At 71.0% G+C, this 12,964-nt stretch carries 9 protein-coding genes; 5 read left to right on the top strand and 4 right to left on the bottom strand.

Annotated elements, in window-relative coordinates; all coding sequences use genetic code 11:
• Positions 1-70 precede the first annotated feature (70 nt).
• The 5 genes from M4J07_RS31625 to M4J07_RS31605 are packed head-to-tail and all read left to right on the top strand — an operon-like array spanning position 71 to position 7,603.
• On the top strand, positions 71-3,763 hold the full coding sequence (locus M4J07_RS31625; protein WP_255977353.1) for a nitrate reductase subunit alpha: 3,693 nt from the start codon (positions 71-73) through the stop codon (positions 3,761-3,763).
• The gene (gene narH, locus M4J07_RS31620) at positions 3,763-5,379 is read left to right on the top strand and encodes a nitrate reductase subunit beta (RefSeq protein WP_255977352.1); all 1,617 of its coding nucleotides are present in this window, start codon (positions 3,763-3,765) and stop codon (positions 5,377-5,379) included. The genes M4J07_RS31625 and narH overlap by 1 nt, the downstream gene beginning before the upstream one ends.
• The gene (narJ, locus tag M4J07_RS31615; protein WP_255977351.1) at positions 5,376-5,981 is read left to right on the top strand and encodes a nitrate reductase molybdenum cofactor assembly chaperone; all 606 of its coding nucleotides are present in this window, start codon (positions 5,376-5,378) and stop codon (positions 5,979-5,981) included. Before narH ends, narJ begins: the two co-directional genes overlap by 4 nt.
• Positions 5,978-6,700 carry a respiratory nitrate reductase subunit gamma gene (gene narI / locus M4J07_RS31610; protein WP_255977350.1) on the top strand — a complete coding sequence of 241 codons (723 nt, stop codon included), beginning with the start codon at positions 5,978-5,980 and terminating at the stop codon, positions 6,698-6,700. Before narJ ends, narI begins: the two co-directional genes overlap by 4 nt.
• Before the next feature lie 39 nt (positions 6,701-6,739).
• Entirely contained in the window at positions 6,740-7,603 is an 864-nt protein-coding gene (locus M4J07_RS31605) for a helix-turn-helix domain-containing protein (RefSeq protein WP_255977348.1), read from the top strand.
• Between the two features lie 79 nt (positions 7,604-7,682).
• On the opposite strand, the gene dnaK is transcribed toward M4J07_RS31605, so the two are convergent.
• From dnaK to M4J07_RS31585, 4 genes are all read right to left on the bottom strand, one after another.
• Positions 7,683-9,524: a molecular chaperone DnaK gene (gene dnaK / locus M4J07_RS31600; protein ID WP_255977347.1), complete on the bottom strand. Its 1,842-nt coding sequence runs from the start codon at positions 9,522-9,524 to the stop codon at positions 7,683-7,685.
• 90 nt (positions 9,525-9,614) lie between these two features.
• On the bottom strand, positions 9,615-10,040 hold the full coding sequence (locus M4J07_RS31595; RefSeq protein ID WP_255977345.1) for an OsmC family protein: 426 nt from the start codon (positions 10,038-10,040) through the stop codon (positions 9,615-9,617).
• A gap of 90 nt (positions 10,041-10,130) precedes the next feature.
• Positions 10,131-11,933: a vWA domain-containing protein gene (locus M4J07_RS31590; protein WP_255977344.1), complete on the bottom strand. Its 1,803-nt coding sequence runs from the start codon at positions 11,931-11,933 to the stop codon at positions 10,131-10,133.
• Positions 11,930-12,964: ATP-binding protein (locus tag M4J07_RS31585; RefSeq protein WP_255977342.1), on the bottom strand; the 1,035-nt coding region annotated here is incomplete at its 5' end. The genes M4J07_RS31590 and M4J07_RS31585, both read right to left, overlap by 4 nt.

Here is a 12,964-nt window from a genome sequence, read left to right as displayed (position 1 = left end):
GCCGCGACCGGGTGTGCGCCCGCCGCCCCGCCCCTACCGTGCGAGGGACGGATGAGCGAGGGAGCACACGGTGACGGACACGACGGGCATCCCGACCGAGCCGGACGCGGCTCTGCTGCGGGCGGGGCGGTTCTTCCGGAAGGGCACGGCCGCGGCCGACCTGCACAGCGTGCGGATCGAGGGCGGCCGGGACGCGGACGTCTTCTACCGGGACCGGTGGAGCCACGACAAGGTCGTGAACTCGACGCACGGCGTGAACTGCACCGGTTCGTGCCGGTGGAAGGTGTACGTCAAGGACGGCATCATCACGTGGGAGACGCAGCAGACGGACTACCCGAGCGTGGGTCCCGACCGGCCCGAGTACGAGCCGCGCGGCTGCCCCCGGGGCGCGGCCTTCTCCTGGTACACGTACTCCCCCACCCGGGTCCGCTACCCGTACATCCGCGGGGTGCTCCTGGAGATGTACCGGGAGGCGAAGGCCCGGCTCAAGGACCCGGTGCTCGCGTGGGCCGACGTCCAGGGCGATCCCGAGCGGCGCCGGCGGTACCAACTCGCGCGCGGCAAGGGCGGGTTGGTGCGCGCGACGTGGGACGAGGCGGTGGAGATCGTGGCCGCCGCGCACGTGCACACGATCAAGACGTACGGGCCCGACCGCGTCGCCGGCTTCTCGCCGATCCCCGCCATGTCGATGGTGTCGCACGCGGCCGGGGCCCGGTTCATGTCGCTGATCGGCGCACCGATGCTGTCGTTCTACGACTGGTACGCCGACCTGCCCGTCGCGTCGCCGCAGGTGTTCGGCGACCAGACCGACGTGCCGGAGTCGGGTGACTGGTGGGACGCCGCGTACCTGATGATGTGGGGCTCGAACGTCCCGGTGACCCGGACGCCCGACGCGCACTGGATGGCCGAGGCCCGCTACCGCGGCCAGAAGGTCGTGGTCGTGGCGCCGGACTACGCGGACAACGCCAAGTTCGCCGACGAGTGGCTGCACCCGCACCCGGGCACCGACGGCGCCCTCGCGCTCGCCATGGGGCACGTCATCCTCAAGGAGTTCTTCGTCGACCAGGAGACTCCCTTCTTCACCGACTACGTGAAGAAGTACACGGACCTGCCGTTCCTGGTGACGCTGGAGGAGCGTGACGGGGCGTACGTCCCGGCGAAGTTCCTGCGCGCCGCCGATCTCGGGCAGGGCGGCGAGGGCGCGGAGTGGAAGACGGCGGTCCTCGACGAGAACACCGGGCAGCCCGCCGTGCCGAACGGTTCGCTCGGCTTCCGCTGGACCGAGTCGGGCAAGGGCAAGTGGAACCTCGAACTGGGCAACATCCAGCCGAAGTTGAGCCTTCACGGCAGTGATGTCGCCAGTGGGGTCGAGGTGCTGCTGCCCCGCTTCGACACCGACGGCGGCACGCACGGGCAGGGCCGCGGCGAGGTCGTGCGGCGCGGGGTGCCCGCGACCCGGCTCGGCGGGCAGGACGGCCCGCTGGTGACGACGGTCTTCGATCTGCTGCTGGCCCAGTACGGCGTGGGCCGCGACGGACTGCCGGGGCAGTGGCCCTCCTCCTACGAGGACGGGGACGCGCCCGGCACCCCCGGCTGGCAGGAGGGGCTGACGTCGGTGCCCGCCGCCAAGTGCGTGAAGATCGCCCGGGAGTTCGCGCGGACCGCCGAGAAGTCGCGCGGGCGCTGCATGATCCTGATGGGCGCCGGCACGAACCACTGGTTCCACTCGGAGACCATCTACCGCGGGTTCCTCTCGCTGCTCCAGCTGACCGGCTGCCAGGGCAGGAACGGCGGCGGGTGGGCGCACTACGTCGGCCAGGAGAAGTGCCGCCCGGTCACCGGCTGGGCGTCCCTCGCCTCCGCCAACGACTGGTCGCGGCCGCCGCGGCAGATGATCGGCGCGGCGTACTGGTTCCTCAACACCGACCAGTGGCGCTACGACCGGTTCGGCGCGGACGTGCTCGCCTCGCCGCTCGGCAAGGGCGCCTTCGAGGGCATGACGGGCGCCGACTGCCTGGCCCTGTCCGCCCGTTCGGGGTGGATGCCGTCGTATCCGACCTTCGACCGGAGCCCGCTGGACCTCGGCGCGTCCGACGACCCGGTGGGCGACGCCGTCGCCGAACTCAAGGCGGGCACGCTGAAGTTCGCCTGCGAGGACCCGGACGCGCCGGAGAACTGGCCGCGCGTCCTCACCCTGTGGCGGGCCAACCTGCTGGGCTCGTCCGCGAAGGGCGCCGAGTACTTCACCAAGCACCTGCTGGGCACGCACTCGTCGCTGCGCGCCGAGGAGGCCTCCCCCGACGAGCGGCCCACGACGGTCACCTGGCGGGACGAGGCCCCGGAGGGGAAGCTCGACCTCCTCCTCTCGCTCGACTTCCGGCAGACGTCGTCCACGCTCCTGTCCGACGTCGTGCTGCCCGCCGCGACCTGGTACGAGAAGCACGACCTGTCGTCCACGGACATGCACCCCTACGTGCACTCGTTCACGCCGGCCGTCGACCCGCCGTGGCAGGCCCGCACCGACTTCGACACGTTCAAGGCGCTCGCGGAGAAGCTGAGCGAGCTGTCCGTCGCCCACCTCGGCACGCGCAAGGACCTGGTCGCGGCGCCGCTGCAGCACGACACCCCGGGCGAGATCGCGCAGCCCGGCGGCGTCGTCCTCGACTGGCGCAAGGGCGAGTGCGAGCCGGTGCCCGGCAGGACGATGCCGAACCTGGTCGTCGTCGAGCGGGACTACACGGCGATCGGCGCGAAGTTCACCGCGCTCGGCCCGCTGGTGGAGCAGCTGGGCCTGCCCGCCAAGGGCATTGTGCTCAAGCCGGACCAGGAGGTCGAGGAGCTGCGCGAGCGCAACGGCACGGTGCGCGGCGGGCCGGCCGACGGCCGCCCGCAGCTCGACACGGCGGTGAAGGCGGCGAACACGATCCTCGCCCTGTCCGGCACCACCAACGGCCGCCTCGCCACCCAGGGCTTCCACACGCTTGAGGCCCGTACCGGCCAGGAGATGGCGCACCTGGCAGCCGAGCACGAGGGCAAGCGGATCACGTACGCGGACACACAGGCCGCGCCCGTCCCGGTGATCACGTCCCCGGAGTGGTCGGGCAGCGAGGCGGGCGGCCGCCGCTACACGGCGTTCACGCTCAACACCGAGCACCTGAAGCCGTGGCACACGCTCACCGGACGCCAGCAGTTCTTCATCGACCACGACTGGATGCACGAGCTGGGCGAGGCGCTGCCCGTCTACCGGCCACCGCTGGACATGAACCGGCTCTTCGGCGAACCACGGCTCGGCCCGGACGGCGAACGGGAGGTGACGGTCCGATACCTCACCCCGCACAACAAGTGGTCCATCCACTCCGAGTACCAGGACAACCTCTTCATGCTGGCGCTCTCCCGCGGCGGCCAGTCCATCTGGATGGCGCCGCAGGACGCCGACGCCATCGGGGTGAAGGACAACGACTGGATCGAGGCGGTGAACCGCAACGGCGTCGTGGTGGCCCGCGCGATCGTCTCGCACCGGATGCCGGCCGGCACGGTCTACATGCACCACGCGCAGGAACGCACGGTCAACGTCCCCAAGGCGGAGACCACCGGCAAGCGCGGCGGCATCCACAACTCGCTGACCCGCCTGATCCTCAAGCCGTCCCATCTCATCGGCGGCTACGCCCAGTTGAGCTGGGCGTTCAACTACCTCGGCCCGACGGGCAACCAGCGCGACGAGGTCACGGTCATCCGCCGCCGCTCCCAGGAGGTCCAGTACTGATGCGCATCATGGCTCAGATCGCGATGGTCATGAACCTCGACAAGTGCATCGGCTGCCACACCTGCTCGGTCACCTGCAAGCAGGCGTGGACCAACCGCAACGGCATGGAGTACGTCTGGTTCAACAACGTCGAGACCCGCCCGGGGCAGGGTTATCCGCGCCGCTACGAGGACCAGGAGAAGTGGCGCGGCGGCTGGGAGCTGAACAAGAAGGGCGCCCTGAGGCTGAAGGGCGGCGGCCGGTTCAAGAAGCTCGCCGGGATCTTCTCCAACCCCAAGCTGCCGGAGATCAAGGACTACTACGAGCCCTGGACGTACGACTACAAGAACCTGACCGACGCCCCGCTCGGCGACGACTACCCGGTGGCGCAGCCCCGCTCCCAGATCACCGGCAAGCCGATGAAGATCGAGTGGTCGTCGAACTGGGACGACAACCTGGGCGGCGCGACCCAGTACGGCGATCTCGACCCGATGGTGGAGAAGACCCGCCAACAGGCCGCGGACAAGGTGCAGTTCGCGTTCGAGCAGACCTTCATGTTCTATCTGCCGCGGATCTGCGAGCACTGTCTGAACCCGTCGTGCGTGGCGTCGTGCCCGTCGGGGGCGATGTACAAGCGCGAGGAGGACGGCATCGTCCTGGTCGACCAGGACCACTGCCGCGGCTGGCGGATGTGCGTGACCGGCTGCCCGTACAAGAAGGTGTACTTCAACCACCGCACCGGCAAGGCCGAGAAGTGCACGATGTGCTACCCGCGTGTCGAGGTGGGCCTGCCGACGGTCTGCTCGGAGACGTGCGTGGGCCGGCTGCGCTATCTCGGCGTGATCCTCTACGACGCCGACAAGGTGACGGAGGCGGCCCAGACCGAGGACGAACACGGCCTGTACGAGGCGCAGTTGGGTGTCTTCCTCGATCCGGACGACCCCGGGGTGCAGCGGGCGGCCGAGGAGGCCGGGATCCCGTTCGACTGGATGGAGGCGGCGCGCCGCTCCCCCGTGCACGCGCTCATCAGCAAGTACAAGGTGGCGCTGCCGCTGCACCCGGAGTACCGGACGATGCCGATGGTCTGGTACATCCCGCCGCTCTCCCCCGTCGTCGACGCGCTCACCGAGACGGGTCACGACGGCGAGGACCACGCGAACCTGTTCGGCGCGATCGACACGCTCCGCATCCCGCTGGAGTACCTGGCGGAGATCTTCACGGCGGGCGACGTCGGCCCGGTCCGGTCGTCGCTGGAGAAGCTCGCGGCGATGCGCTCGCACATGCGGGCCGTCAACCTCGGTGACCGGCCGGACGCGTCGATCTCCGAGTCGGTCGGCATGTCGGCCGTCGAGATCGAGGAGATGTACCGGCTGCTCGCCATCGCCAAGTACGAGGACCGGTACGTGATCCCGACGGCCGCGGTCGGTGACGCGCAGCGCCTCGAGGAGTCGGCGCTGCCGGACTCGTGCTCGCTCGACTACGAGGACGGCCCGGGCATGGGCGGCGAGGGCCCCTTCGGCGGCGACTCGGGCAACACCACCACGGGCGGCCGCAAGCTGCTGCCCGTCGTCTCCGTGGAGACCTTCCACCTCACCAAGCGCCGCCAGACCGCCGACGACCCGAAGGAGAGCCCATGACCGGCCCCACCGCGCTGGTGCATCAGGCCGCCGCGCTCTGCCTCACGTACCCGGACGAGGAGCTGTACGAGCGCCTCCCGCTGGTGCGGGCCGCCGCACCGGCCCTGAGCGCCTTCGTCGACCACGCCGAGGCGACTCCCCCGCAGGACCTGGCGGCCCACTACGTCCAGGTCTTCGACTTCAAGAACCGGCACAGCCTGTACCTGACGTGGTGGCGCGACGGCGACACGCGGCGGCGCGGCATGTCCCTGGTGCGCATGAAGCAGGCGTACCGGGAGCACGGTCTGGAGTTCACCGGCGAGGAGCTGCCCGACTTCCTGCCCGCGGTCCTGGAGTTCTCCGCGCAGGCCGGACCGTTCCTCCTGGAGGAGCACCGCAGCGGCCTGGAGCTGCTGCGGCTCGCGCTGACCGAGCACGGCACGCCGTACGCGACGGTGCTCGACGCGGTGTGCCGGACGCTGCCGGGCCCCTCCCCCAAGGACCGTGCCGCGGCCCTCGCCCTGGCCCGCTCCGGACCGCCGCGCGAAGAGGTCGGCCTGGAACCCTTCGGTTTCGGCGTCCACGAGGAACTGCCTCTCCTGGTGAAGGAGCACGCCCCGTGACCACGCTCATCTGGGGCGTCCTGCCCTACGTCGCCGTCGTCCTGCTGGTCGCGGGCACGATCTGGCGGTTCCGCTACGACAAGTTCGGCTGGACGACCCGCTCCTCACAGGTCTACGAGTCGAAGCTCCTCAACGTCGCGTCGCCGGTCTTCCACTACGGCATCCTCTTCGTCCTCGCCGGCCACCTCGTCGGGCTGTTCATCCCGGACTCGTGGACGGAGAAGGTGGGCGTCAGCGAGCACACGTACCACATGTTCTCGCTGATCGGCGGCACGTTCGCCGGGGTCCTCACGGTCTGCGGCATCTTCATGCTGCTCTACCGGCGCCGCACCAAGGCGCCCGTCTTCAAGGCGACCACGCGCAACGACAAGCTCATGTACGTGGTGCTGCTCGCGGCGATCGTGCTGGGCATGACGGCCAAGCTGACGCACGCCTCGGGCGACGGCTACAACTACCGCGAGTCGATCGCCCCGTGGGCCCGCAGCCTCTTCACGCTGAGCCCGGACACGTACCGCATGGACGGAGTGCCCGTGCTCTATCAGATTCATGCAGTAGTGGGCATGCTACTCATCGCGCTGGTACCGTTCACCCGGCTCGTGCATATGTTCAGCGCGCCGGTGCAGTACCTGTTCCGACCGTACGTGGTCTACCGCAGCCGCGACCAGCGGCGCCTCGGCCCGCGGCCGGAGCGACGGGGGTGGGAGCGCACCGGCACCTAGCCGCTGCTCGTCGTCAACCGGCACGTGGGGAGACGTGACGTGAGTGAACGACGGCCCGCCCCCACCGTGGGCCAGGTCGTCCTCGGCAGACGCCTGCGTGATCTGCGGGAGGCCGCCGGCCTCAAGCGGGACGAGGCGGCCCGCGCACTGCGGGTGACCGGGGCGACGATCCGCAGGATGGAGACCGCCGAGGTCGCCCTCAAGATCCCCTATGTCCAGATGCTGTTGGAGCTGTACGAGGTTCCCGAGCGGGAGATAGAGGCGTTCGTCGCGCTCGCCGAGGAGGCGAACCTGCCGGGCTGGTGGCAGCGGTTCCACGACGTGCTGCCCGACTGGTTCAGCCTGTACGTGAGTCTGGAGGGCGCGGCCGAGCTGATCCGCGCCTACGAACCGCACTTCGTGCCGGGCCTGTTGCAGACCGAGGAGTACGCGCGGGCCGTCTTCGACGCGGGCACGGTGGGCCGCTCGCACCCGGACGAGATCGAGCGGCACGTGTCGCTGCGCATGGCGCGCCAGTCGCTGCTGCACCGCGAGGACGCGCCGCACCTGTGGGTCGTGATGGACGAGACGGTGCTGCTCCGCCCGCCGGGCGGCCCCGCGGTGCTGCGCGGCCAGCTCGACCGGCTGATGGAGGCGGCCCGGCTCCCCCACGTGACGCTCCAGATAGCGGAGTTCGCGTCGGGCCCGCACCCCGGGACGTTCGGCCCGTTCACCCTGTTCCGGTTCCCCGTGCGGGAGCTGCCGGACATGGTGTACAGCGAGTACGTCACCGGGGCGCTCTATCTGGACGCGCGGGACGAGGTGGGCGCGCACCTGGAGGTGCTGGACCACTTGGTGGCACAGGCGGCGGGCGCGGAACGCACGCTGGAGATCCTCCAGAAGTGGCGCACACAGCTGAGCTGAGCCGCATCAAGCCCCTCCGGCGATTGAGGAGCGGGGTCCGGGGCGGCGCCCCGAGTCGTGGGCGCGGCGCGGCGCACCCCTACGCGGCACCCCCCTTCTCCTCGTCCACGATCTCCGCGTCGACGACATCGTCCTTGACCTCGTCCCCGCCCGGCGAAGCCTCCTCCCCACCCCGCTGATACATCGCCGTCCCCACCTTCTGACTGACCGTGGCAAGCTTCCGGAACCCGTCCCGCAGGGCGTTCGTGTCGGGCGGCTCCACGGCCAGCGTCTCCTTCAACTCGGCGACGGCCGCCTCCACTTCACCCCGGATCTCCGGAGGAACCCGCTCCTCGTTCTCCCGCAGGAACCGCTCCGTCTGGTACACGAGCTGCTCCGCCTCGTTGCGCGCCTCCGCGGCCTCCCGGCGCCCCCGGTCCTCCTCGGCGTGCGCCTCGGCCTCCCGCATCATCCGGTCGATGTCGTCCTTGGGCAGCGCCGAGCCGCCGGTCACCGTCATCTTCTGCTCGCGTCCGGTGGCGAGGTCCTTCGCGGAGACGTGCATGATGCCGTTGGCGTCGATGTCGAAGGTGACCTCGATCTGCGGGACGCCGCGCGGGGCGGGCGGCAGTCCGGTCAGGTCGAAGACGCCCAGCTTCTTGTTGTAGGCGGCGATCTCCCGCTCGCCCTGGAAGACCTGGATGCCGACGGACGGCTGGTTGTCGGTGGCGGTGGTGAAGATCTCCGAACGGCGCGTCGGGATCGTCGTGTTGCGCTCGATGAGCTTGGTCATGACGCCGCCCTTGGTCTCGATCCCGAGGGACAGCGGGGTGACGTCGAGCAGCAGGACGTCCTTGACGTCGCCGCGGATGACGCCGGCCTGGAGGGTGGCGCCCACGGCGACGACCTCGTCCGGATTGACGCCCTTGTGCGGGTCCTTGCCGGTCAGTTCCCGGACGAGATCGGTGACGGCGGGCATCCGGGTCGAGCCGCCGACGAGGATCACGTGGTCGACGGCCTTCAGCTCGACGCCCGCGTCCTTCACCGCCTGGTGGAACGGCTTCTTGCACCGGTCGAGCAGGTCGGCGGTGAGCTCCTGGAACTGGGCGCGGGTCAGCTTCTCGTCGAGGTGCAGCGGGCCCTGCGCGGACGCCGTGATGTAGGGCAGGTTCACGTTCGTCTCGCTCGACGACGACAGCTCGATCTTGGCCTTCTCGGCGCCCTCGCGCAGCCGTTGCACGGCCATCTTGTCGGCGGCGAGATCGATGCCGTGGGCGTTCTTGAACTGCCGGACGAGATGGTCGACGACGCGCTGGTCCCAGTCGTCGCCGCCCAACTGGGTGTCGCCGTTGGTGGCCTTGACCTCGATGACGCCCTCGCCCATCTCCAGGAGCGAGACGTCGAAGGTGCCGCCGCCCAGGTCGAAGACGAGGACGGTCTGCTCGTCGCCCTTGTCGAGCCCGTACGCGAGGGCGGCCGCGGTCGGCTCGTTGATGATGCGCAGCACCTTGAGACCGGCGATCTCGCCGGCCTCCTTCGTCGCCTGCCGCTGGGCGTCGTCGAAGTAGGCGGGGACGGTGATGACGGCATCGGTGACGTCCTCGCCGAGGTACGCCTCGGCGTCGCGCTTGAGCTTCTGCAGGACGCGGGCGGACAGCTCCTGGGCGCCGTAGCGGGCGCCGTCGATGGTCCCGCTGTCCGGGAAGTGCCAACTCCCTTCGCCCATGTGGCGTTTGACGGAGCGTGCGGTGCGCTCCACGTTGGTGACGGCCTGCCGCTTGGCGACCTCGCCGACCAGCACTTCCTTGTTCTTCGCGAAAGCCACCACGGAGGGGGTGGTGCGCGCGCCCTCCGCGTTGGCGATGACGGTGGGCTCACCGCCCTCCAGTACGGCCACCACCGAGTTCGTCGTGCCGAGATCGATACCGACCGCACGCCCCATGACGTGCCTCCTGTCCCATGAGTAGGCCCGCTCACGTTGTCCTGGTATCCAGCACAAAACTTGAGCGGGCCTATGTCAAGGGGGCCTGGGTCAGGCCAGCTTGGCCGTCAGCGTGATCGTCGTGCCGGTGAGCGCCTGGCTGACCGGGCAGTTCTTCTTGGCGTCCTCGGCGGCCGCCTGGAAGCCCTGGTCGTCCAGGCCGGGCACGGTGCCCTCGACGATCAGGTGGATGCCGGTGATGCCCTCGCCCGGCTGGAACGTGACGTCCGCGGAGGTGACCAGCTTGGTGGGCGGGGTGCCCGCACCGGCCAGGCCGTGCGACAGGGCCATGGAGAAGCAGGACGAGTGCGCGGCCGCGATCAGTTCCTCGGGGCTCGTCTTGCCGTTCGCCTGCTCGGCGCGGGACGGCCAGGACACCGGCTGCTGGCCGATGCCGGACGAGTCGAAGGTGACGGTGCCGCTGCCCTCGAGCAGGTTGCCTTCCCAGACCGTGTGGGCGGAGCGCGTGGTTGCCACGGTGGTTCCTTTCCGGATGTGTGTGTCTGTGCCCACCATCCGATCACAAACGGCGCCGTGAAGCGCGCCAACCGGCCCCGGAACCCCGCGTCAGCGCACCTGGAACACCGGCCCCCGGGCGGTGAACGGCAGCCGGGCGCCCGGCGGCAGCAGATACGCGTGCTCGCGCGCGACCCGCAGCACGTCGCACGCGCCGTCCGTGATGATCAGCACCGGCGCGGCGGGCGGGAAGTCGTCGGCGCGGCGCAGCAGGTCGATGCCCGGCTGCAGGACGGTGCCGCCGCGCCCCTTCACCCGGACCCGGCCCGCGATCTCCGTCGCCGGGAGGTAGCCGGCGTCGTACGCGGTGGCGTCGCAGAAGACGACCCGGGCGGCGGGTACGTCGCGGGACTGCGCGTACGAGGCGATGGCGCCCAGCGCTTTGCCGAGCAGGGCGCGGCTCATCGACCCGGAGGTGTCCAGGACGACGCCGAAGGTGCAGCGGGCGACCTCCTCGGGCGGGAAGTAGCGGCCCGCGCGCGGGATGCCCGGGGTGGAGGCCTGGCGGCGCGCCGGACGGGAGTAGGACCGCAGGGGCTCGGGCCGGGGCACGAACTCGTCGAACCAGCGCGCCAGCCGGGCGTCCCACGGCACCGGCGGATGGGACAGGGCCCGGATCTCCTCGACCAGCCCGGACGGCAGGAGGCCGCGCTCCTGCGCGTGATGCAGCTCGAAGCCCTGGACGAGGCCGCGCCGGTAGAACTCGTCGAGGTCCACGAAGTCCCTCACGGGGCCCAGGGGTTCGCCGAGGACGTCGCCGCGCCCCTTGCCGCGCGGCGTCGCGAGGCGGCGCCGGGTCCGCAGGTCCGTGGCGATCCGGTCGTACACCTCCTCGGCCGACAGACCGCTCAACTCCGGGTCGTACAACAGCCCTTCCGGCATCTCGCCGATCCGCATCTCGCGCAGCCAGCCGTTGATGACGTAGTCCGCGGCCACGTTGAACAGATACGGGTCGCGGGCCCCGCACCGGTCGCCGTGGCGCAGCGCGGCGTGCAGCATCTCGTGGCCGAGGACGAACCGCCACTCCTCGTCGGAGTACCGCTTGAGCGGGTTGACGTAGATCTCGCCGAGGTCGGGGGCGACGGCGGCGATCGCGATGTCGTGCGCCCGGGCCAGCTCCGCGTCGGCGACGAGGGTCATGCCCGCCGCGATCCCGCCGAGCAGCGGGTACGAGGAGACGAACCAGCTCAGGGCGCGCTCCCAGGGCCGCAGCGGCACCCGCGCCCCGCCGAGCTCGTCGCGCCGGCCCCCGGCGACGTCCATGGCCGCCGACACCGTGCGGGTCAGGGCGTGCGCGAAGACCTCCTGCCAGTCCTTGGCCGGCCCGTGCCAGGCGGGCCACGGCGCGAGCACCTGGTCGGCGTGGTCGGGGCCGCCCGCGCCGCAGTGGGCGTACTCGGGCGGGATGCCGTCGCGGCGCCAGCGCGCGGCGAGCTGCTCCTCGTCGCCGCCGGGGAACACCGTGGGCAGCTCGTCGGGCGGGCGGCCCACCGGGAACGTCTGCTGGAAGCGGTGCACGACGACGCAGCGCGCCGCCAGTTCGTACGCGTCGGGCTGCACGCGCCTGCCCCCGGCGGCCGGCACGTGCCCGAAGCCGAGGTGCAGCAGGCAGTGCGCGAGCGCCCAGGCCCACTCGGCGGGTTCGGCCCGGCGGGTGGGGTGGACGTGCACGCGGCCGTTCGAGTCGACGTGCGCCCAGCCGTTCGGCGGGGCCGCCCGGCAGCCGGCCCGGCAGAACTCGGCGTCGAGCGAGCCGAGCGCCGGATTGGCCCGGACCGTCGCACGTCCCTTGAGGTAGGCCTCGGTTGCCGGGTCGGGGCGGTCCTGCGCGGTCTTCTTCCGGGTCCGGCTCACCGGCGGGCCTCCACCAGGCGGGGCATGTCGCGGGCCGCCTCCACGAGGAACCAGGCGGGCAGCAGCGGATGGCCGTCGGCGTCGTCGGCGATGACGGTCTGGGCGACCTCGACGGAGATCTCGGCGAGCTGCACGAGCAGCGACTTGGCGCGGAAGGCCGTCTGGCGGACCGCGGGCGAGGCGTGCTCCTTGGACGCCGGGAGGTCCTTGGCGAGGCGGCCGCGGAACGAGTCGGCGAGGTAGTACAGCAGGTCGCGGTCCTCGACGCGGTGCGGCCAGCGGGCGTCGCCCCTGAGGATCGAGTCGAGGCCGAACCGGCTGCGGACGATCTTCGCGTAGCCGCAGAACGCCACCGCGTGGGCGGGGGTGAGCGTGCCGTGCGCGAGGATCCGCAGCGTGTCCTCGTCGAGCGTCGGGCCGAAGCTGTGCAGCGCGTCGGAGAGCATGTGCCAGGAACGGGGCGTGGAGAACGGCTCCTCGGTCTTCGGCGGCTTCGACCACAGGTGGTCGGGGCGGTCGGTGAGGTGGTCGCGGATCCACGGGTGGATGCCGGCGCCGGCCGCCCAGGCCAGCCAGTCCGTGGCGGACACCTGGAGGTGCACGTGGGTGAGCCGGTTGACCAGGGCGGAGGCGATGGGGCGGGCCAGCGCGTTGTCGGTGGCGCGGTTGCCCGCGCCGATCACGATCGAGCCCTCGGGCAGCTCGTAGTTCCCGATCCGGCGGTCCAGGATCAGCGAGTAGAAGGCCTTCTGCACGTCGGGCGTCGCCGCGTTCAGCTCGTCCAGGAACAGGCAGTACGGTTCGTCGCGCGCGATGGCCTCGGGCGGGCAGAACACGGACCGCCCGTCGCGGATCTGCGGCACCCCGATGAGGTCCTCCGGCGCCAGCTGCGTGCCGAGCAGGCTCACGCACTCCAGACCCAGCGAGTCGGCGAAGGCACGCACCAGCGACGACTTGCCGATGCCGGGCGCGCCCCAGATGAAGACCGGCCGCACGGTGGCGAGACCGAGCAGCAGTTCCGGGATGCGGGA

Source organism: Streptomyces longispororuber, from assembly GCF_024448165.1.
In the GTDB taxonomy this organism is placed as follows: Bacteria; Actinomycetota; Actinomycetes; order Streptomycetales; family Streptomycetaceae; genus Streptomyces; species Streptomyces longispororuber_A.
This window is presented reverse-complemented; position numbering and strand designations above follow the sequence as displayed.

Excerpts from the sequence above, each read along its gene's own strand:
- dnaK (WP_255977347.1), bottom strand. The coding sequence starts at position 9,524 with ATGGGGCGTGCGGTCGGTATCGATCTCGGCACGACGAACTCGGTGGTG.
- narH (WP_255977352.1), top strand. The coding sequence starts at position 3,763 with ATGCGCATCATGGCTCAGATCGCGATGGTCATGAACCTCGACAAGTGC.
- narJ (WP_255977351.1), top strand. The coding sequence starts at position 5,376 with ATGACCGGCCCCACCGCGCTGGTGCATCAGGCCGCCGCGCTCTGCCTC.